This window comes from Flectobacillus longus (genome assembly GCF_030056705.1).
Classification (GTDB): domain Bacteria; phylum Bacteroidota; class Bacteroidia; order Cytophagales; family Spirosomataceae; genus Flectobacillus; species Flectobacillus longus.
On the sequence record NZ_JASHIC010000010.1, the window covers coordinates 86,642 to 108,411 of the forward strand.

At 37.6% G+C, this 21,770-nt stretch carries 20 protein-coding genes and 1 tRNA gene; 11 read left to right on the top strand and 10 right to left on the bottom strand.

What is annotated here, in order from left to right; all coding sequences use genetic code 11:
- Positions 1 to 18 precede the first annotated feature (18 nt).
- The 3 genes from nuoH to QM491_RS08380 are packed head-to-tail and all read left to right on the top strand — an operon-like array spanning position 19 to position 2,313.
- Positions 19 to 1,185: an NADH-quinone oxidoreductase subunit NuoH gene (nuoH, locus tag QM491_RS08370; protein ID WP_283327047.1), complete on the top strand. Its 1,167-nt coding sequence runs from the start codon at positions 19 to 21 to the stop codon at positions 1,183 to 1,185.
- A 41-nt stretch (positions 1,186 to 1,226) separates the two neighbouring features.
- Positions 1,227 to 1,745, top strand: coding sequence for a NuoI/complex I 23 kDa subunit family protein (locus QM491_RS08375; RefSeq protein WP_283327048.1), 519 nt, complete (start codon positions 1,227 to 1,229; stop codon positions 1,743 to 1,745).
- A gap of 58 nt (positions 1,746 to 1,803) precedes the next feature.
- Complete coding sequence (locus tag QM491_RS08380; protein ID WP_283327049.1) at positions 1,804 to 2,313, top strand: NADH-quinone oxidoreductase subunit J family protein; 510 nt, start codon at positions 1,804 to 1,806, stop codon at positions 2,311 to 2,313.
- 107 nt (positions 2,314 to 2,420) lie between these two features.
- Here the strand turns inward: QM491_RS08380 and QM491_RS08385 are convergent, their stop codons facing one another.
- The gene (locus QM491_RS08385) at positions 2,421 to 3,248 is read right to left on the bottom strand and encodes a hypothetical protein (protein WP_283327050.1); all 828 of its coding nucleotides are present in this window, start codon (positions 3,246 to 3,248) and stop codon (positions 2,421 to 2,423) included.
- A gap of 332 nt (positions 3,249 to 3,580) precedes the next feature.
- Between QM491_RS08385 and QM491_RS08390 the strand changes: the two genes are divergently transcribed.
- Both QM491_RS08390 and QM491_RS08395 read left to right on the top strand, forming a co-directional pair.
- Positions 3,581 to 4,027, top strand: a complete 447-nt coding sequence (locus QM491_RS08390) for a hypothetical protein (protein WP_283327051.1) — start codon at positions 3,581 to 3,583, stop codon at positions 4,025 to 4,027.
- 18 nt (positions 4,028 to 4,045) lie between these two features.
- Positions 4,046 to 4,528, top strand: a complete 483-nt coding sequence (locus QM491_RS08395; protein WP_283327052.1) for a hypothetical protein — start codon at positions 4,046 to 4,048, stop codon at positions 4,526 to 4,528.
- Positions 4,529 to 4,647: 119 nt separating this feature from the next.
- On the opposite strand, the gene QM491_RS08400 is transcribed toward QM491_RS08395, so the two are convergent.
- The 5 genes from QM491_RS08400 to QM491_RS08420 form a co-directional block, all read right to left on the bottom strand.
- Positions 4,648 to 6,219 (bottom strand): vanadium-dependent haloperoxidase, encoded by a 1,572-nt coding sequence (locus QM491_RS08400; protein ID WP_283327053.1) that lies wholly within the window; start codon positions 6,217 to 6,219, stop codon positions 4,648 to 4,650.
- Positions 6,220 to 6,298: 79 nt separating this feature from the next.
- Positions 6,299 to 7,294 carry a transporter family protein gene (locus QM491_RS08405; RefSeq protein ID WP_283327054.1) on the bottom strand — a complete coding sequence of 332 codons (996 nt, stop codon included), beginning with the start codon at positions 7,292 to 7,294 and terminating at the stop codon, positions 6,299 to 6,301.
- A 96-nt stretch (positions 7,295 to 7,390) separates the two neighbouring features.
- Positions 7,391 to 8,398, bottom strand: coding sequence for a hypothetical protein (locus QM491_RS08410; protein WP_283327055.1), 1,008 nt, complete (start codon positions 8,396 to 8,398; stop codon positions 7,391 to 7,393).
- A gap of 201 nt (positions 8,399 to 8,599) precedes the next feature.
- Entirely contained in the window at positions 8,600 to 9,100 is a 501-nt protein-coding gene (locus QM491_RS08415; protein ID WP_283327056.1) for a hypothetical protein, read from the bottom strand.
- A 250-nt stretch (positions 9,101 to 9,350) separates the two neighbouring features.
- Positions 9,351 to 10,748, bottom strand: a complete 1,398-nt coding sequence (locus QM491_RS08420; protein ID WP_283327057.1) for a vanadium-dependent haloperoxidase — start codon at positions 10,746 to 10,748, stop codon at positions 9,351 to 9,353.
- 288 nt (positions 10,749 to 11,036) lie between these two features.
- Here QM491_RS08420 and dnaG point away from each other — a divergent pair, with 288 nt between their 5' ends.
- The 3 genes from dnaG (at position 11,037) to QM491_RS08435 (ending at position 13,917) form a co-directional block, all read left to right on the top strand.
- Complete coding sequence (dnaG, locus tag QM491_RS08425; RefSeq protein WP_283327058.1) at positions 11,037 to 13,103, top strand: DNA primase; 2,067 nt, start codon at positions 11,037 to 11,039, stop codon at positions 13,101 to 13,103.
- A 64-nt stretch (positions 13,104 to 13,167) separates the two neighbouring features.
- Positions 13,168 to 13,668: a SixA phosphatase family protein gene (locus QM491_RS08430; RefSeq protein ID WP_283327059.1), complete on the top strand. Its 501-nt coding sequence runs from the start codon at positions 13,168 to 13,170 to the stop codon at positions 13,666 to 13,668.
- A gap of 63 nt (positions 13,669 to 13,731) precedes the next feature.
- Entirely contained in the window at positions 13,732 to 13,917 is a 186-nt protein-coding gene (locus QM491_RS08435; RefSeq protein ID WP_283327060.1) for a hypothetical protein, read from the top strand.
- A gap of 62 nt (positions 13,918 to 13,979) precedes the next feature.
- Here the strand turns inward: QM491_RS08435 and QM491_RS08440 are convergent, their stop codons facing one another.
- The 3 genes from QM491_RS08440 to QM491_RS08450 all read right to left on the bottom strand — a co-directional run bounded on the left by QM491_RS08440 (position 13,980) and on the right by QM491_RS08450 (position 16,966).
- Positions 13,980 to 15,314 (bottom strand): trigger factor, encoded by a 1,335-nt coding sequence (locus QM491_RS08440; RefSeq protein ID WP_283327061.1) that lies wholly within the window; start codon positions 15,312 to 15,314, stop codon positions 13,980 to 13,982.
- Between the two features lie 272 nt (positions 15,315 to 15,586).
- Positions 15,587 to 15,668 (bottom strand) — tRNA-Leu (locus QM491_RS08445).
- Between the two features lie 215 nt (positions 15,669 to 15,883).
- Positions 15,884 to 16,966, bottom strand: coding sequence for a sialidase family protein (locus tag QM491_RS08450; RefSeq protein WP_283327062.1), 1,083 nt, complete (start codon positions 16,964 to 16,966; stop codon positions 15,884 to 15,886).
- A gap of 165 nt (positions 16,967 to 17,131) precedes the next feature.
- On the opposite strand from QM491_RS08450, the gene QM491_RS08455 reads away from it, so the two are divergent.
- A complete protein-coding gene (locus tag QM491_RS08455; protein ID WP_283327063.1) occupies positions 17,132 to 17,674 on the top strand; it encodes a hypothetical protein in 543 nt (180 codons plus the stop codon).
- A 125-nt stretch (positions 17,675 to 17,799) separates the two neighbouring features.
- Here the strand turns inward: QM491_RS08455 and QM491_RS08460 are convergent, their stop codons facing one another.
- A complete protein-coding gene (locus QM491_RS08460; protein ID WP_283327064.1) occupies positions 17,800 to 18,567 on the bottom strand; it encodes an SDR family NAD(P)-dependent oxidoreductase in 768 nt (255 codons plus the stop codon).
- 406 nt (positions 18,568 to 18,973) lie between these two features.
- On the opposite strand from QM491_RS08460, the gene QM491_RS08465 reads away from it, so the two are divergent.
- Positions 18,974 to 20,662, top strand: a complete 1,689-nt coding sequence (locus tag QM491_RS08465; protein WP_283327065.1) for a sodium:solute symporter family protein — start codon at positions 18,974 to 18,976, stop codon at positions 20,660 to 20,662.
- Positions 20,663 to 20,806: 144 nt separating this feature from the next.
- Positions 20,807 to 21,676 carry an aldose 1-epimerase family protein gene (locus QM491_RS08470; protein ID WP_283327066.1) on the top strand — a complete coding sequence of 290 codons (870 nt, stop codon included), beginning with the start codon at positions 20,807 to 20,809 and terminating at the stop codon, positions 21,674 to 21,676.
- The last annotated feature ends 94 nt before the right edge of the window (positions 21,677 to 21,770 follow it).

The window sequence follows — 21,770 nt, forward strand, 5'->3', positions numbered from 1 at the left end:
CACTAATATTGTATATTCATGGAACTTACATCCACAGTATTTACCGCAAAAGCCATATATGTAGGTGTTATCTTTGCTATCACCTTGGGCGTAGCAGCGTACTCTACTTATTTCGAGCGTATTTTTGCTGCCTTCTTTCAAGACCGTGTTGGTCCAGATAGAGCGGGACCATTTGGTATCTTACAGCCTCTTGCCGATGCTGTAAAGATGTTTATGAAAGAAGATTTTATTCCTGCTAATTCAAGTAAATGGCTCTTTATTCTAGGCCCATGTTTGTCAATGTTTACAGCACTTATGACTTCTGCTGTAATTCCGTTTGGCGATACTATTGACTTAGGAAATGGCGTAAAATTTGACTTGCAAGGTATCGATGTAAATATTGGTATTTTGTGGGTATTTGGTATCGTATCACTTGGCGTTTATGGTATCTTAGTAGGGGGTTGGGCTTCTAACAACAAGTACTCTTTATTGGGTGCTATCCGTGCGGCGTCTCAAAATATCTCTTACGAATTAGCAATGGGTCTTTCAATCATCTCTATCTTGATGATGACGGGTTCTTTGTCAACCAAAGCAATCGTTGAAGCACAACAAAACGGACACTGGAATATCCTTTACCAACCAGTGGGGTTTATTCTTTTCATCATTTGTGCTTTTGCAGAGTGTAATCGTACTCCATTTGACTTACCAGAATGTGAAACTGAATTGATTGGTGGTTATCATACAGAGTATTCTTCAATGAAATTAGGTTTCTATTTGTTTGCAGAATATATCAACATGTTTGTTTCAGGTGCAGTAATGGCTACTTTGTATTTTGGAGGTTATGACTATCCATTCTATGAAACTGTAGTAAATTCATTTGGCGAAAACGTTGCAAACCTCATTGGTTTCGGTGCATTAATCGGAAAAGCATTATTCTTTGTATTTGTGTTTATGTGGGTGCGTTGGACATTGCCACGTTTCCGTTATGACCAACTGATGAATTTAGGCTGGACAGGTTTGATTCCAATTGCTATGTTCAATGTAGTATGGACTGGTCTTATCATTTTGTTGCCAGCTGAATTTAACTTGTCAAGCTGGGCTTCAATTGGTGTTGCAATCGCAGGTATTCCTGTATTGATTGTAGGTTTGTTTATTTATCACTCGATTGCTGGAGGAAAGAAAAAGAAAACAGCATTGGCTCGTTAATCCCCAATAGCCTTCAATATCCCAACTTTTACTGACTTGGTATGAAATTAAGTAATAGAACGAAAGTATTAGAACAAGAAGAATTGACGCTAGCAGAGCGTATTTATTTGCCAGCGATTGCAGGTGGGATGATGACTACCCTCAAGCACTTCTTCCAAAAGCCAGTAACGATTCGTTATCCTGAGCAAAAAAGATATTTAGGCCCTGTATTTCGTGGGCACCATATCTTGAAAAGAGATCAAAATGGAGCAGAGCGTTGTACAGCTTGCGGCCTTTGTGCCGTAGCTTGTCCTGCTGAAGCAATCTCTATGGTAGCCGAAGAACGTAAAAAAGGAGAAGAGACTTTGTATCGTGAAGAAAAATACGCTAAAGTATATGAAATCAATATGCTACGTTGTATTTTCTGTGGACTTTGCGAAGAAGCTTGCCCTAAGGAAGCTATTTTCTTACGCCATGACAAAATGGTACCTGTTTTCAACGATCGTAACGAAGTGATTTTCGGTAAAGATAAACTCGTAGAGAAAATGGATGACCGTTATCTACGTGATGGTTGGAAATAAGAAACATTTATAGATTTAACAGCTGAAGGTATTTTGTACCTGTTTAAATTCGAAAAATATGCAATTTTGGTACTTTCTTACAGCCCTTACGTTAATTAGTGCGTTGATGGTTGTACTTTCCAAAAACCCAATTCACAGTGTATTGTATTTGGTGTTTACGTTCTTTTGTATTTCAGGACACTATGTATTGCTAAATGCACAGTTCTTGATGGCCGTTAATATCATCGTTTATGCGGGTGCTATTATGGTATTGTTCTTGTTTGTAATCATGATGCTCGATCTACGACGAAACTCCCCTGATTCAAAAACCAACCTAACCAAGTTGGCAGGTGCTGTTGTTGGCGGTACAGTATTAGTTATCTTTATTGCGGCAACACGCAAAATCAATTTAGGTACTGGGGCCGATAATGCCTTTTATAACTCTCAAACAGGTATGGTTGAGAACTTAGGTCAGATTTTATATCGTAACTATCTTCTTCCTTTTGAGTTAGTATCAATCTTGTTTTTTGTAGCAATGGTAGGTGCTGTAATGTTAGGTAAGAGAGAAGCAGGAGAAAGAAATTTCTAGGTGAATATTCTATATCATCAACAAAAAAGGGAGCTGAAAGCTCCCTTTTTTGTTGACTAAAAATATAAAATTTAGCACTTTGTCAAAAGCTAAAATTCAAAGTCAGGTTAAAAATCATATCCAATTGAGAATCCTGTTACGTTGGCTTTGGTAGAAGGCTGTGTTATGCCTTTTAAAGAATCTGTAGAACCTAAGTTAAGTCTTTCATACCGAATCTTTATGGTGAGCTTCTTTATCTTTGCTGCGGCCTCTATTGAAGGAGATAAGTGTTTGGACAGATTAAATTCTGTATTTGGAGCGGTAAGATTTTTTTCATCTGTCTTAAGTTTTGATATAGCTGGATAACTTACTCCTATTCTTAAAGTCAACTTTACTTTCGATTTGGTTGTATAGTTTAACTTAGCACCGAGAGTAGGAGATAGAAACTTATATTTTTCCTCAAAAACGGTTTGTTCTCCCTCTTGACCGTAAATCAATGCACGGCTCCACATTTTACCTTCTAAACCAATAAAGGGTTCTATACTAATATTAGTACTATCGCTAAGCTTAAACGGCACACCAGCATCGATATTTGCATAAAAGCCTGATAAACTAGCCTTAGGCTGATTATACAATGGATTGATATTGGCCGTGTAGGGTGGAGTAGTTTTATAATCACTAAAATTGATGCTAAAAGTATTTCCATTCGACTGAGTAGCATAGGGTTTATTAATATCCTTATAAGCACCCAAGTCAAGGTTAATATTAAGTTTGTTGGAAGGTTTTAGCTCAAACTTTATTCCTGCTTTTCCTGTCGTGTAATTTTCAATCCAGTTAAACTGTTCAATAGATACTTGAGGTGTGATAGTCAATGGCTTTGAATCATCCACGGACTGAGCAATTGTGCCTGTGCTTGCACCTCCCAGTAGTAAACTTACGAGTAAAGCCTTTTTCATGAATGTATAATTTGTTTGAATATGTAAAAAATAGGTCAATAATTGACACTCAATTAGGTACAATTTTGTACGTATACTTTATAATAACACAAAGTTGAAGAAAATATTTGATACTTTGTGTTAAAAATTCTTAAGTGTAGATACAGACATTGATTTTGGTTAGAATGAGTCTGCAAAACCACTGGAAAAGCTCTATAAAATTTGGAAACCCAAGGCATAATACTTAGCTTTACTTAGATTATCTATAAACCAAATTGTTATAATATATTGGCCATCATGGTCATTTTATTACCTTTTAATAATTTCCCTTAGGGTAAAATTCATCAAACCAAATGAGTATATTGGAGCCGTCAGACAATAATCTATTGGGGAAAAAGCCAAGTATTTACTCTGATCATCTGGCATTGTATGATCAGTATGGAGCATTAGCCTACGGGGTAATCCTTCAAATTCTTCCCAATGAACAACTAGCACAAGAGGTGCTAGTATCACTGTTTAGTTCTGTATCCTTGCAAGGGTGCAATGAAAATGTGGTGAACAAAACTATTTGTATTATACGTAATGCAAGAGCTAAGGCTGTAGAATATAAGACAAAATATGCTAGTTCTACATCGCCTCCTATTAACGAAAACCTAGTTTCGGAAGACGCCATTCCAAAACTAGTGTTTGACTTATCGTTTAGACAAGGCTTAATGCCTGAAGTGATTGCCGAAAAACTCAACATTTCAAGAGAAAGAGTATTAAAGGCTTTCAACGAGTATTTTAGACTATTTCGTTAATCCTAATTTTGAACTAAATTGAATACGCAAACATACATAGAAAGTGGTGTTCTGGAAGCATATCTGTTGGGCGTGGCTAATGAGTCCGAGCAACAGCAGGTAGAACAATATGCTTATGAATTTCCAGAAATTGCTGATGCACTAAGCCAACTGAGCGTTACAATAAATCAGCATTTTATGGTACAGGCTGTACCACCCCCTCCTGTTATTCGTGATAGATTGAAATATAAAGAAGAAACGAATGACTTAAAAAAATGGGAATTTACTGAGCAAGGGGGACATCATCAAGAAAAACCTAAAGAGGAGCCTAGTTATCTAGAGGTAGAATACAACAATACGCATATTAAAGTACATAAGTTTTGGCGCCCAGCCTTTATTGCTGTATTTGTGTTGTCCAAGATATTTTTAATTTTGGCAGTGTACTTTTATTTCAAAGCAGAATCTTTGGTAAAAGAAAATACCAAACTTCATCAAGAAATAGAAACAAAGATAAATCATTAGAAAATAGAAACACCTGCCCAGAAAATCCAGACAGGTGTCGTTCACTAACCATTTATATTTTTTCTGTTTATCTAGAGGTTAAAGCACCTGTTTTCCCAAGAACAGGTGCTTTATTTTGTCTATTTTACGCCGTCTTTTTGCCCACGAGCTACTGCTTTATCTCCTACAAGCTTACCGTATTTCAAGCCGTATTCACAGTCCATACGATAGTGAATCCCACCCATCAAACGTGACATTGATGCTTCTGAAGCCATATCATTGAATTTGCTTGCATCCGACGGGAACAAATACCCTAATACTGTAGCTGCTGCCGCAGAAAATGTTGAGTGACCTGACGAGAATGCAGGAAAGTTTGGTACGCCTGTCAAAGTCTTAATACTTGGGTCGGCTTGACTAGGACGAGGGAAGTAATAGTACGATTTGGTGTACCAGCAACTAATCGCAGCGTCCATCATGGCTGTATTCAATAGAGCAAGGTTGCGTGCTGCACGAAACTCAGATTGTTTTTCGGCTACTATATATTTTTCAGCAATCGCATTCCAGTGACCTGGAGGAGTGGAGGTTCCAGCTCCGTCTGCCCAGAAATGTACAATGGCAATATTTTCACGAGTAGCATTGGTCGTTACATATTCTTTTACTTCGGCTACTTGCTTTTTGAACTCCGCAGAATTATAAGAAAGTGGAGGGTACAAAATACTCATTTGCTGTAACTCAGGATTACTCATATTCCATGGTTTTACATTCCCAAAGAAAGGAAGCATTGGTGGGCGAGGAGCATCTTCTAAAGATTTCCAAGCTACTTCGCCTTTTTCTTCAACTCGTTTTGAAAGACTATCCCATTGTGCTTTTACACCAATGGCATTACGCATACCATCTGAGCTATAACGAGCTAAAATTTTAGTAGCAATTGCTTTTCCTAGCTTTTCTCCTGCTTCAATATCTGAGCGAGTAGACGCACCAGCCCAAAGTTTAAACCATTTTTGTTCTTCTTTCTTTTTGTATAAAAACAAAGTGTCTTCTGTCGAAGGGAAAAGACGCTTCATGAATTCATACGAAACGGCTGCCATTACTGCGTCTTCAGATGGATACGAAGGAAGAGTAGATTTGCTAACAATAACAGGAGTAATACTAGCATCTACCTGATAAGGTGCCTTTCTTTTATACTGTTGTTTGTAAGCCATAGCCGCAACCAATGCGTCATATTGTGCTACAGATACATACGCATACGAGCGTGACGCGTAAGGAGGGTTCGCAAATGGAAATATTGGATCTGCATTAGGGTTTGCCGAATTCGGAATTGGGTATTCACCTGTAGCATTTTCGGCAGGAGGAAGGTTACGTTTAGCCACCAAGCTACGCATAATCTGATTCCAGCGTAAAATTCCGCCACCAGCCCAATAACGAATAGCCAAGCGTTGCTCGTCACTGATATTTCCCATGGCTGTTTTTACCTCCTGAAGCTCTTTTTGATAGTTCGCCGAACTTACATCTTCGGGTGCTGTCAATGCTACTTCTGTGGCTGTTTGTAAAATATATGGTTTCCAAGTTCCAGCATCGGCATCAACCTTGGCCGGAACAAGTGTATCTAATTCGGTACCGTCTCTTTCTAAGCTTTTTTCACAAGCCCAAATAACTGCTAATGCTGCCGTTGCTGCAATTAGTTTTTTTATAGATAAAAATGAAGATTTCATGATTCAAGAATTATATTTTTTAAAGAGAATAAAAAAGCCATCAATGTTTTGATAAACTATTTACGCTTACACTGATTTATTAATGACCACCTTTATGCTCATCTGTCGACATATTACCCACGTGGTTTGCATCGCCTGGACGACAAATTGGACCAGTTGGGATACCGCCACCACCTTTATTTTTACGTAAGTCAATATATTGAAGAATACTGATGGAGAAAGTTGTAGACTTTCCGACGTTTCTACCTGCAACAACCTGTCCGATAGTTCCCATGATTTGTAAGTCTTTCAATTGAGGAATACGGTAGGCTGCCACCACACCGATACGGGTCAAGTCCATTTTGGCACATAATCCTGGCATATCATTTCTACGAATATCGATGTCGCCATTTACAATATTTTGCTCATAAGTAGCTTCTAATTGCCAACGATATGAATAGTGACCAAATTTAGCCCCTAAGTTTACCACATCTGGCATCATCATTTCATTGGTGAAGTATGCTTGGTCAGAAAAATACATTTCACGGTCAACACGAACATTGCTACGATGGATATATGCACCTTGTGCTGTAAGCGCCAATTCGTGAGGAAGTGTATAATACAAAATTCCACGAGCAAAGACTGTCTTGCTTTGCATACCTATTGCCAAAGGCAAATAGTCGGCAACGTAGTTGTTGGTAGGAAGAGAACCACCCACAGAGCCAATAACTGACAGATTTTTGATTTGAGCAAGTCTATATTTCAACGCTAGCGTAAGGTCTTGTACTCCACTCATACCTTTCAGAGTACCTTTAGTTGCTTCTGTTTTAACATAAGGAAGCATAAAAAGAACATTAAAGCGGTCTGAAATACCATAGTTACCCATGGCTGTAATAGTTTGAGTATTTACATTCCCCAAATTTTTATTTTCTCTGAAAAGTGTACCTTCCCAATATTTGTTCCATGAGTCATGTGTATAGCCTATTCCACCACAAAAATTATTTTTTGCCATGAAAATACCATCTGTCATATTTTGTGCAAAAAGCGATGAGCTAAATGCAAGAATGCTTGATACGAGTAATAGTCTAAATTTCATACTGTTATATATAAATTGGAATTTTGCTATCAAAATAGTTCATCATTGAGTCATAGGGTGCATCAAAAAGTGCACCCCGACCCGTCTAAATAGAGTTTAGAAGCGATGAGAAAGGGTTGCCGAAATAAAGTAATCTGCAAAAGCAGCATCGCCATGCTTACCGTATTTCAAGTCAGCTACACTCTGGATTCTGTTGCGAGTAGTAGCTATAGGTACTGTGAGAGCAAATGTATTTTTTCCTTTTGAGTAAACAATACCAGGCTCTACTGATATGATATAACCAGGACGACGGAAGCCTTCGCTCTTGCCAAAAACATCGTGTGCAGGAACACCTTCGATACGACCTCCAAAACTTACCGAAAGACCAGCTTTCGATAAGAGCGCATAACTTGCACCTACACGACCAGCAAACTGGTCTGCTACAGAATGGTACACAACAATTTCATTTGCTGCGGCTTCTTTTGTTCCTGATGTTAGTGTATTATTTACGTTGCGTGGATTGAATAGATAAAATCCATTAAAATAAAGTACAGTCTTAGGAAGTACTTGTTGATACCCTTGAATTTCAATGTTTGCACCCCATCCGCCATCTCCAAGCTGAATAGATTGATCTACAGCTTTAGTAAGTAAATATTCTTTTCCTTCTTTGTCTAGTTTGTGAAACTGGTCTTGCACATTCGAATTGCCAGTTGGTGCTTTTACACCAAGTCCTAACGCAATATTGCCTTTGGCATGTTCTAATGGATCTAATAACCAGTAAGTAGCTGTTAGTCTCATATCGCCAATACCTGTCGAATGAGTATCAAAGTATTGTGTATTAGCAGCGGTATTGCCATAATGCTCGTATTTGGATGCACGAACATTGACTGCAAATGGAATATTCAGGGCAAAACTCAAACGGCTGTTATAAGCATACGAAATACCAAGGTCAAATCCCTGCGAATCGTTGATTACTTCAGTATTGTTTAAGGCTCTTTGTGTTTGCTCTTCAGTACCTACGAAGTGTCTGTGAGAGTGAAGATTTCTAAACCCTAATGAAACTTGCCATTGTCCAGGTTGTAACATCGATGAAGAACTAGTTCCGTTACCAGTTGAGCAGCTCATGTGGCGAACAGCAACACATCCTTGTGAAAAATTTTTAAAATTTATTAGAAAAATACAAAAAAAAGTAATTGCGATTGAGGAGAAATTTTTCATATAATGCTGAATTTTAGCGTTTTGTATGGACATAGAGGCTCTGTTGGATAAAATTTACCCAAAGTAACCTATGCGATAGCTATAGCTACCGCCAACAAATCGTACAAATTAGCATTGCCGTGGAGGCGGCGATTGAGTATCTACAGAACGGGTTTCTGGAGTGAATAAATGAAAGGTGTTTTGACGTGGCTGAATCCAGTCAATAACAAATACAATGTGCTTCTTATCTGAAGACATGTATTCTTTCAAGAAGTTTTTAAGTAATTGAGAAGATGATTTTTTAGAGAAGTCCCCAGCTTTGTCAGTCACATGCTCGTTGATATGCGATGCAAGGTTAAAAAAGCGGTCACGGGCAGATTGATCTATTTTACAAACTGTATAAAGGGTATCATTGACTAATTTCTGAGAAATCATTTGATAATGAGTATCTCCTTGTCTGATAGTTCCACTTACTTTTTTGTCGGTGCTCCAATCAGTTTGATAAGGAAGAGACAATGGCATTTTGAGTAGTACATAGTCTTCTTTACCAGAAATAGGCTGAACTGTATGCGCAAACGAACTTTCGGCTCTATTGGTCTCAAACCAATAGACTACCGAATACCCCATCATGTTATACAGAAGGAGCCCAACCAGTAATATGGAAAGAATACGTTTCAACGGATAGATATTTGCACAATGATTCTAGAGCAAATTTACAGAAAAATATACCAAAAAAATCAGGGTAAAAATCGATTCTTAGGAATGTACAAGTTTTATGAGGTATTTGAAGGAAATAAAAACCGTTTTGTCTGATTATTTCTGCCATGAAAAAGCCCCAATCATCTATCATGATTAGGGCTTTTGAAAAAAAATATACAAGTTATTTCAAAAAAGCTAAGTTATTAACGTTTCGGCCTACTTTTTTACCTTCTTTCAACCCAACTTCATTATCTTGACGAGTATGAATTCCCCCATAAAAGCGTGACATGGCAGATTCGTCGGCAAATTCATAGAAGTTATTAAAACTTCTGGCTTTAAATGGCGTACCTGTCGCAGCATCATTTACTCGACCTACGTGCGAATTATCGACGAATTTAAAATTGTTTCCATACACATACGTCAATACTTCGGCAGCTGCGCCAGATTGAGTCGCGTGTCCCGACGAATAGCCAGGGAAAGGTGGTGCTGGCCAAAATGGTGTCCACGTAGGGTCTATGGATCTCCGTACCATGGTGTAGGGACGTTCGTTATTGAACAAAAATTTGCATTTCCAACAAAGAATAAAAGCATCAGCTACGGCAATTCCTGTGCGAGCAAATCCCTCAACGGCTTTTCCTAAAGTAGTTTTTGAAGTTTTGGCTGCGATGTTGGCCAAGTTGTATGAATGTCCTGGTGGCGTAAAAGTCTCAACAGGGTTATCTGCCCACCAAACGGCAATTTCTTTTTCTTCAGAAGTTAAAGATTTGTTTTTAGTATAAACTTCTAAATACTGTGCAAAATATTGAGATGCAATATTCGTAGAAAAAGCAATTGGAGCTGGAGGTATAAGCGTGGCATTTGTCGGAGCAAAAGTTCGGTTATTGCCCCAAGTTGGCTGCATAGGGATTTTCTGTCCATTCTCGGTAGCTTGCCAAGCTCCTGGAAAAATAGGCACTTTGTAATCCGAAGGAAAATTACGCTTATAGCCTTCATGTCCACCGTCGGTTTTTGACCACTCAAAAATGGCATTGGCAATGTTTTTCCCAAAAATAACAGAGCGTTCGATTTCATCGGTGTTTGAGTTACCCTTAAAAGAGGCGGTCATTGCAGTCTCAAGCGAATCAATTTTCTTTTGATTATTGGACGCCTGTGCCAAAGAACTTTCGGCATAGAGGGCTTTTAAAATAGTTGCTTGCCCAGCATTGAGTGCTAATGCCCAGTTATAGCTTTTTCCAGATTCAATAACAGGAAGTTTACTTAAATTGGAAAGCTGACCTGCCAAGGAATTATGATCTAACAAACCCGGAACAATAGATTCGTACATGGTAAGCCCTCCTAATCCGTAAGCACGTGCTGCTACAGGAGGTGTGTAACCGTTTGTGCCTTTGGTTAGAGTGAGCTGTAACTCGGCCCAATTAGAGGCTATTTCATACGTAAAGGCATCGGCTGGATTGGTCGTATTTGAAGGATTAACATCTGAGTTTTTAGAACATCCAGCAAGAAAGATCGAAAAGAGACTAAGTACAAATAGCTGTTTGAGCACAGATAATCTGTAGTTGAGTAATTTTTTTTTCATCATATTCTTTAGTAAACTACTACTAAAAGCAGTGTGATTTGGATTGGGCGGTTGATTGTATAAGCATTATAACACAAAAATAATGCCTAATAATGTGATATTTTGATGAACTAAAGAAGAACGATGGTTTGGTAAATCTATCTATCATAGACGAAACTCAAACGAAAAAATATACCGTTTTATGGAATAACTAGGGATTTCGACAAAATCTATGAGACATTCATTAATTTAGTATTGTTTTTAGTAAAAAACCTAATCCTTAAGTTGTAAGTATTTTAGAAATTTATACAAATGAGACTTGACCAAGAAACCATAGAGCGAATCAAACAAACTGCTCAAGTAGCAGATGTAATAGGCGACTATGTGTCGTTGAAGAAGAAAGGGGCGAATTTATGGGCTTGTTGTCCTTTTCATGGCGAAAAATCACCGTCTTTTTCGGTGTCTCCTGCCAAAGGTATTTATAAATGTTTTGGTTGTGGTAAAGCAGGTGACTCTGTGCGTTTTATTATGGATATCGAAGGTTTGGGTTATGGCGAAGCCCTTCGACACCTTGCTAAGAAATATAATATTGCAATTCAAGAATCACCTCTAACAGATGAGCAGTTACAAGCACAGAATGCCCGTGAAAGTTTGTATATCGTCTTGAATTTTGCCAAAAATTATTATCAAAATAACTTATTTCAACACGATGAAGGGCAGTCGATAGGGTATCCTTATTTTAAGGAAAGAGGTTTTTCTGACAAAACCATCAAAGCGTTTGAGTTGGGATATAGTCTTGATATTTGGGATGCTTTTACTAAAGATGCACTCAAAAATGGCTATAGCATTGATGTGCTGGAAAAAGCAGGCTTAACAATTCGTAAGCCAGAAGAAAACAAAATGTTTGACCGTTTTCGAAGTCGTGTTATTTTTCCTATTCACAATGTTTCTGGCAAAACTATTGCCTTTGGTGCTAGAATTCTTCGAGCTGATAAAAATCAGCCTAAATATTTGAATTCTCCCGAAACAGAGGTTTACCACAAATCCAATATTCTTTACGGAATCTATCAAGCCAAAAACGCTATCCGCTCAAAGGATGTTTGCTATTTGGTAGAAGGATATACCGATGTGATTTCGTTGTATCAAGCAGGTATTGAAAACGTAGTGGCATCGTCTGGTACATCGCTTACTTTGGAGCAAATACGTTTGATTGCAAGATTTACACAAAATATTACGGTTCTCTACGATGGTGATCCTGCGGGTATCAAGGCATCTTTGAGGGGAATGGACATGATTTTGGAAGAAGGCTTGAATGTAAAATTAGTAGTTTTTCCACAAGGAGAAGACCCCGATAGTTATGTTCAAAAGATTGGTTCTGACGCATTTGTACAATATATATCAGACCATGCGTCTGATTTTGTTACTTTTAAAGCCGAACTATTCCTGAAAGAAGCTGGTAATGATCCTTTTAAGCGTGCCGAATTGATTAAGGATATGGTAGGAAGTATTTCTAGAATTCCAGATTCGATAAAACGCTCGGTATTTTTTCAAAAAACGGCAAGCTTAATGCAAATCGATGAAGGATTATTAATTACAGAAAGCAATAAGTTAACACTTGAAAAGGTTAAGCAAAAAGAAAAAGACGCCCAAAGAGATAACAATCGCCAAAGACTCCAGAACGATTTACCTTCGGGTATAACTTTGTCAACTTCTACACAAAGCCCATCTACTTTTGATGATGGTATGATGAGCTTTTCGGAGGAGGATAGTTTTGGCTATGAAGAGTTTGGAGGAGCACCTGTTACGGTGTTGCCAACGCCTGAACCTACTCCTTTATCTTCGATAGTGTATGCCACAACTTTACATGAACAAGAGTGTATTCGTTTATTGATAAATCATGGTACACGAGAAGTGGATCCAGCGGTAGCACCAGGGATTACGCTTATGCAATATGTATTAGGCGAAATAGATGGTTTACAATTTAATACACCTATTTATCAGGAGATGTTGATGCTTTGTCGTCAAAAATTCTTAGAAGGCACAGTGGCAGATACTCAATATTTTTTATCACATCCAATCGCAGAAATACAATCCGAATCAATTAACCTAGTGGCTGAAAAACACTCAGTGTCAGAAGCATGGCTAAGTAAACACGAAATATTTGTACCAACTGAAGTGGATAAATTGGCAGATATGGCTTACACGAATATTTTGCGGTTACAAAAGGCTCATAATGAGGACTTAGAGGATTCATATATGAAAAGATTAAAAGAGTCGAAAGATTTTGAAGAACAGCTTCTGATATTGGGTAAGCTTAAGGAAATTAAAGATAGACTGATTGTAATTGCTAAAGAATTAGGAACAGTCGTTGTTCGATAAAAGAAGATATACTAATACTATTATTAAATAACCATTACCAACAATTTTAAACCGCTATCGGTCTATGAAAAAAACATTATTTCTGGTACGTCATGCACAAGCGTCGAGTTCGGTAAGCCCAGATATATTTCGTCCACTCACACCAAGTGGAATGATTGATGCTGCACGTATGAGCAGACATTTGGCCGATAAATTGGCTGGAATAGAATTACTACTTACCTCTAATTCAGAACGCACGCGTATGACCACACAAGTGTTTTGTGAGCAATTGAAGCTAGATGAAGGAATGATTCAAGAGGAAGCTTCTTTGTACGAAAGTACACCAAAATATTATCTCGATGCAGTGAATGCAATACCAGAAAATATTACAGTAGCAATGCTAGTAGGGCATAATCCAAGTATTAGTTATTTTGCCGAATATCTTACACATGAAGATATTGGATCAATGCCAACCTGTGCAGTAGTAGGAATGACTTTTGAGAATTTAACGTGGGCAGAGGTATCCAAAAAAACAGGGCACATGTTTATATATGATTCACCTGATTCGATTATTAGTATAACCTAAAACTTTGATAGAAGAGAAGGGGTTTTCTTTATATCAATTCAATTTATAAAACCGAGTGATACGATGAATAAGAATCAAAAAATCCTTCGTTGGGTATTTGTTATTTTTACAACTATTGTAGTAATTCTGGCTATTGATATGGCCCGAAATACTACAGCACCATGGAATAAAAAGAAACAGTTAGTAAGGGCTTGGGAGGGAGATTCTACCAATACTGTAGAATTATCCGATACAACAAAAACGAAATAGTTTTCCATAAAAAAGGCTAAATCTCATGAGATTTAGCCTTTTTTATTATTTACAAGTCTTATCTATGCACCAGCGATAGTTTTGAATTCTTCAACATCGATAGCTTTTTTCTCAACTTTCACTTTTTCAACAATTACAGCAGCTACTTTGTCTGCATATACTTGGTTGAACATATTCATAAAGTTGTCTTTCTTAGACTTATCTGTCAAGTAGCCATTAGCAATACGCTCAATCATTTCTTCCATTTGAGCATCGCCAGGACCGTACATACCGAATTGACCACGAACCATGTCTTTAGTCTTTTCAACTACTTCAGGATAGTCTACTTTTACTTCAAATTTATCAGCGATTTCGTTTTTGATAAAGTTCCAACGAACGTCACGTTTCACTGCTTCGAAATCTGCTTCGATTTGTTCCATTGTAAATTTACCTTCGTTTACTTTTACCAACCACTCTTTCAAGAATTCTTCAGGAAGCTCGATAGAGATATTTTCAAGAAGCGCCTTTTCAGCATCGATTCTCAACAAATAGTCAGATTCGCGAACGTAGTTAGATTCGATGATTGAAAGAATTTCTTTTCTAAATTCTTCTTCTGAAGATACTTTACCAGCACCTAGTACTTTATCGAACAATTCTTGATTCAATTCAGTCACACCTTGACGAGTAATGTCTTCGATTGTGAAAGAAACTTCACCAGTCAAAGCTGCAACATCGTCACCTTTTTTATTAGTTGCTAAACCTTTTGATTTTTCGTCAACAAATACGCTGTCGATATCAAATGTCAATGTCGCTCCTTTTTCTGCACCTACAAAAGTAGCCTTAGCTTCGTCTTTGATAGATTTTGTTGGAATTGCTGATTTTTCAGACCATTCACCTTGAGAGAAAGTACCAAAAATCATATCGCCATCTTCTACTGAATCAGCATGGATTTGCTCAGCAAATTGCTTTTTCAAGTTATCGATAGTTTCTTCAATTTCTTTTTCAGTAGCTTGAATTTCGTAAGAAGTAACAGCTGGAATAGCGTCGAAATCTACAGTGAAATCACCAGCCAAACCCAACTCATAAGAGAATGTAAATTCTTTTTGAGTATTCCAGTCGATAGACTCTTGGTCTTCAACTACTGGCATTGGATCGCCAACAATATTCAATTTGCTTTCTTTGATATATTCTTGAACAGAACTACCCAACAAGTTGTTGATTTCTTCTAGTAAAACAGATTTACCGAACATTTTTTGTACAACAGTCATTGGTACAGTTCCAGGACGGAAACCTTTGATGTTAGCACGTTTGCGGTAATCTTTAAGTGTTTTCTCAACTTGTGATTTGTAATCCTCCTCAACCAATGCTACGATAAGCTTGGCGTTTACGTTGCTACTTTTTTCGAGCGTAATGTTCATTTTCTTGAGATTTCTGATTTGCAATTAAGGATTGCGGCTTGATACTTGAAGGTGGATAATTGTTGAAATCAAAAATTTACGTTTAAGTAATGCGAGAATGAGTCATCTCTTGAATGGAGGATATAGAAATGGATAGGCGCTTTATTTGAAGGCTGTCCTAAACGTTTCTACATTTTCGTTTACTTAAATGTGTAAATCTGATATCCGCAACCCGTGTATCCACAATCAAAAAAGCCCTCAAAACCTTGTCGGTTGAGAGGGCTTTGAGATAGTACGGGCGGAGGGACTCGAACCCCCATGCCTCGCGGCGCCAGATCCTAAGTCTGGTATGTCTACCAATTCCACCACGCCCGCTTGCGTTTTGGAGTTGCAAAATTAGTGAAGAGATTCGTCATTCCAAACTTTTTACGAAAAAAAATGAAAATATTTTTTCTGTTTTTTGCTGTTCGTGTCGCAACTAATTGTTTTTCAGTTGATTGTTTTGAAATATATTTTTAAAAAAATAAATTAAAAATTTACTGCTGATTCCTTCATAAGGGTTCAATGTTCAATCTACACTACTTTGTCCACTACTTGGGCCATTGTCCATTCATGATCTCTTTACCTGAAATCTTTTTGGGGTCTAAAACCACATGTTTGACTGTTTTGCGTTTCCAAGTATAAATGATATGTACCATGCCATCGGTCGATTGAATGACGGCAGGATATGAAAATTCCCCAGGTTCAGTTTCTAATTCAGTGACCGCAGACCATTTTTTGCCATCAGAAGAAATGGCAACATTGATAGGAGAGCGAGGTCCTCCCCATTTGCCTTCATATCTAATCGTATGATTATATACCAAAAGATGTCTGCCATCTTTGAGCGTTACAGCATCCGTTCCTGAATTGGGATTAGGAAGGCTTGTTTTTTGAACTTCGCTCCAAGTCATACCATTGTCGTTTGAATAGGCTTCCAATACCGCATCGTTTTGACTACGACATAGTAGCTGAAGTTTGCCTTTAGGGTGAAACAGTACACTTGGCTGGATGGCCATAATATTTTTGCCATCGTTTAAAAATGCCGTTTTCTGCCATGTTTTTCCTAAATCTTTACTATATTCAAAGTACAATTTCCAGCCATCTAGTTCGGTACTAGTTGGACACAAAATAGTTTTGTTATTTAACCAAACGGGTTTGTTCTTGATAGGACCTAAAATTCCATCAGGAAGCTTTTCGGGTTCAGACCAAGTTCTGCCCTCATCTTTTGAACGTCTAATCATTCCCCACCAATGAACAGGGTCGGGGCCTACTTTGTAAAATAATAATAAATCACCTTGAGGTACTTGGAACAATACCGGGTTCCAACAAGGGTAGCGTACATTCGAAGATTGAATGCCATTGGCTAGTTCGATGGGCTTCGACCATATTCCGTGGCTATATCTACTGGCATAAATAGAAACATCTGGATTTTTTTCGTGTGTACCAGCAAACCACGTAACCAAGAAACCATCCTTAGTTTGTACAATACTTGAAGCATGACATTCGGGAAATTCAGTTGTTGGAAAAATGAATTCTGAATTGATAATGCCTTCAGGAGACGTTTGTGCTTGACCGTTGTAAAAAAATAGAAGTATGAAAATGCTTTTACTGAGCAATCTAAATAGAGATTTCATAGATATAATACAGTTTGTTAGAGATGTGGTATTGAAGTTACAGAATTCTTGGAGAACTCATATCGAAGAAGCCTAATAATAACTTAGCCTAACAAGTTTGAGAAATAATGAGCTATTTTGACTGTCTTTTTTGCCTAAAATTGAAATTGATAAACTTTTAAAAATATGGAAGTAAGTGCTAATTGGGTATTTATTCTAATCATCATACCCATATCTGGGATTTTAGTAGGTGCTTGGGATCTTACCAAAAAGAAAATCTACATCTGGCTTTTGGTCATGCTTTGGGGTGTTGTGGGAATTATATATTTGTTTAGTAGGCGTAGTTTTTTGCAAGAAGAAAAACTTGTGAATTTTCCTATTGAGAAAAAGCACTATTATGGCTCGTATGTCATTGCTAGAGAGTTTTTTTCGGGCGATCAAGTAGACTGGCAATACGACCACTTTAGATTTGAGATAAAAGATAATGACTCTATTTATTTTCACCAGACAAACGGAGCTACAGTCAATAAAACGTATCGTGGAAAAATTTCAACTATCAAGCTAGATACTAATGAAAATTTGGTATTACAGATGGATGCCCAAACACACCATATTCTCAAAACAAATCCTAGGTTGTATTTGAAAGACAATGAGTTGTTTTTGGTCTTTAAATCAAAGAAATATCATAATGTCTATTTCAAAAAAGGCGAATGGAAAGAGATAGAGTAGATTTATTGAGTGAGTTAGTAAATTGTGAATTAGTAGTGAGCTGGGGATTTGTCAATTTCAGAAATCCGATATCAGAAATCCGAAATTGACAAATCTTTTCTCGTACTATCAATTCTCCGTTCGAGTTATATTGTCGTTCCTCCGTCGGCTTCGTAGATACCACCTGTGCAGTAGCCAGAGGCGTCAGAAGCGAGAAATAAGGCTAAACCAGCTATTTCATTTACTGTTCCCATACGTGCAATAGGTAAGCGTTTGACGAAATGATTAAGTACTTGTTCATTTTGCCAAAGAGCCTCCGAAAACTTAGTTTTGATAAGCCCAGGGCAGATGGAGTTAACTCTAATGCCATCGCTTCCCCATTCCTTAGCAGTTACCTTCGTGAGCATATTCAATGCCGCTTTCGATACCGAATAAATACCTAAACCTGGGTCGGGTGTGAGACCTGCAATAGAACTAATATTGATGATAGAACCTCCTCCACGTTGTTTCATGATGGGATGTACTAATTTGCTGATTTCAAAAGGTGCTTTTACATTGATGTTCATAATTTTGTCGAATGCCCATTCTTCACAGCCTAATACAGGTCCATATACAGGATTGGTGGCTGCGTTGTTGACAAGAATGTCGATACCGCCCAACTCATCAACTACTTTTTGAATAAGTGCTTTACAGCTTGGGATATCGCCAGCATTGGCTGCTATGCCTATACAAAAGCCACCTTCGGCACGAATACTTTCGGCAACTTTATCTAGTTCTTCTTGTTTTCTGGAATTAATGACGACTTTGGCACCACAAGCAGCAAAATGGCGTGCAATCGCTTCTCCGATTCCTTTGCTGGCACCTGTAATAAGGGCTACTTTGTTTTCAAGACTAAAAATTTGATTGGCATTCATTTTTTCAATAGTTAAGATTGTTTTAGCGTAATTTATTATGCTTGCATAATAAATTTAAAAGGATTTTTTCAAAAACCCAAAATAGGGGCAGTTTCTATATGTTGTTTCAATTCACTTTCAAATGTCTTATCTTGCAGAAGGTTTATCCGTAATTGATTACAGACTATTTCTAAAAGTAAATTATGAAACCAGAAACTAAAAAAGATAAAACGTTACCGCCATTTGTTTCTTCTTGGAGGCAATTGTATTGGATTGTTGTCGGCAACCTCGTACTGATGATATGTTTATTCCAACTATTCAGCGAATATTTTCGATAGACTAAAATACCACTAGTAAAAGCTTGGTTATAGTTTATGAATTTTGTGTTTCTAAATCGCAAGCTTTGATTTTATAACTGATTAAATAGATGAAGAATATTGACTGGTTGGTCTTGGTAGTTACCCTTGGAGGCATTGTAGGATTTGGTATGTGGAAGGGACGTGCTTCCAGACAAAATATTGAAGGATTCTTATTGGCAGACAGACAATTGCCATGGTATCATGTTACGTTATCGGTAATGGCTACGCAAGCGAGTGCTATTACGTTTTTGTCGGCCCCTGGACAGGCATATACTGATGGTATGCGCTTTGTACAATTTTATTTTGGCTTGCCTTTGGCAATGATTGTGCTGTCGGTGACTTTTATTCCGATGTTTAAAAAACTCAATGTTTACACCGCTTATGAGTTTTTGGAAGGTCGTTTTGATTTAAAAACACGGGTACTGACTTCTTTCCTATTTTTGATTCCTAGGGCACTTTCTACGGGTGTGACTATTGCAGCTCCTTCTATTATCTTATCGACCATTCTGGGTTGGGATTTGTACTGGACCAATATCATGACGGGTTTGCTTGTAACACTTTATTGTATGTATGGTGGCTCAAAAACCATTTCATATACCCAAATGCAACAAATGTTTGTGGTATTGATAGGGATGTTTTTGGCGGGATACATGGTCGTACACCTTTTACCTTCTGAAATAGGTTTTGTAGATACGCTAAAAGTCGCAGGTAAAATGGGAAAACTCAATGCCATCGACTGGAAATTTGATTTGAATAATCGCTACAATGTTTGGTCTGGCTTGATTGGTGGTTTCTTTTTGCAGTTATCTTATTTTGGTACAGACCAATCGCAAGTAGGGCGATACCTATCTGGAGAATCTGTAGGTGAAAGCCGTATTGGTTTACTCATGAACGGTATGCTTAAAATACCGATGCAGTTTTTGATTTTATTGGTTGGAGCCTTGGTTTTTGTTTTTTATCAGTTCAATCAACCACCACTATTTTTCAATCAAACAGGTTTAGATAAAATTGCCAATACGCAAGAATACCGACAAATAGAAGCCAAACATACACAGGTTTTTCAAGAAAAAAAGGTAGCAGTAGCTCAAATGTTCGATGCCCTCAAAAGTGGCAATGAACAACAAATCGAGCAAACAAAAGTCAAGGTGACTGAGGCCGATAAGGCAAGCGGTGAATTAAGAACAGAAGTAAAAGATTTATTGAAAAAGACTAGCCCCGAAACAGATACCAACGATACCAATTACATATTCCTATCATTTGTAACAAAATACCTTCCTGTTGGGATGGTGGGGCTATTGATTGCTGTGATTTTATTGGCCTCTATGGGCTCTATGGCATCGGCATTTGGTTCGCTTACCTCTTGTACTATTATTGATATTTATAAAAGATTGCTACATCCTGAAGATACCGATCAACATTATTTGACCGTATCACGCTGGGTCACGCTTGGTTGGGGAATTTTTTGTATTATCGTGGCGCAATTTACCGCTAATATCGGAAGCTTGATAGAGGCAGTAAATATCTTAGGGTCTTGGTTTTACGGAACTATTCTTGGAGTATTTTTAGTGGCTTTTTATTTCAGAAACATCCAAGGAAACGCTGTGTTTTGGGCCGCAATTTTAGCAGAAATTATCGTGATTTATACATGGTGGATAGACCTAACGGCATTTTTATGGTTAAATCTTATCGGCTGTGTATTAGTGATTGTTTTTGCGTATTTGATTCATTTACTAACACCTAAAAAGATTATAGGTTAATGGTTATTTGTTAGATAGTTAGCTTATTGGGTAGCTACCGCTGACCATTCCCTAATTCTATAAAGATTGATATGTTTTGTAAGTATCTTTACAGCTTAATTTTGTGTTCTCTTAAAACAAACAACAAACCATTACCTCTGTCTCATGATTACCATTCAAAACCAATACCTCAAAGCAACGATTAATCCCAAAGGTGCTGAGTTAGTGAGCCTTGTACAGTTATCTAGCCATATCGATTTTATGTGGGAGGGAGATGCTGCTTATTGGGGTAAACACTCGCCTGTACTTTTTCCAATTGTTGGTTCGCTGAAGGATAATACCTATTTCTACGAAGGAAAAGCTTATCAATTGGGACGTCATGGTTTTGCAAGAGATAGCATATTTGAAATAGAAACGCAGACAGAAGATACGGTAACTTTTTTGCTAGCTTCTGATGAAAATACAAAAACGGTATATCCTTTTGACTTTGAGTTTAGATTAAAATATACTCTTCAAGAAAACCAATTGGAATTACAATACATTGTGGATAACTCTGGGGATAAGTTACTTTGGTTTTCGGTGGGCGGTCATCCAGCCTTCAAAGTTCCAATAGAAGAAGGGCTTGCGTATGAAGATTATCGATTAGTTTTTAATAAAACCGAAGACTTTGCTCGTTGGCCTTTATCGCCGGAAGGTTTGATTATGGATACGCCAGAAAGTACTGTGTTGACTACTCATGAAATTCCACTTACCAAAGAGCTATTTCAGCAAGATGCTTTGGTCTACAAAAACCTACAATCTGACTGTATCACATTAAAGTCAAATTCGGGGCAACATCAATTAGAGTTTGGGTTTAAAGGGTATCCATTTTTAGGAATTTGGGCAGCTAAAAACGCTAATTTTGTATGTATAGAACCATGGTGCGGTATTGCTGACCATGTAAGTCATAACCAAGATATTACTCAAAAAGAAGGTATTATCGCCTTAAGCCCTTCCGAAACTTTTACTCGTTTGTGGAGTGTAAAACTGATATAGGAAGATTTTATGAAAATAAAAAGGTGCAAGATTTAAGAAATAAATGTATAAAAACATTAACTTAAATCTTGTGCCTTTTTTCTTTATTTTCAGG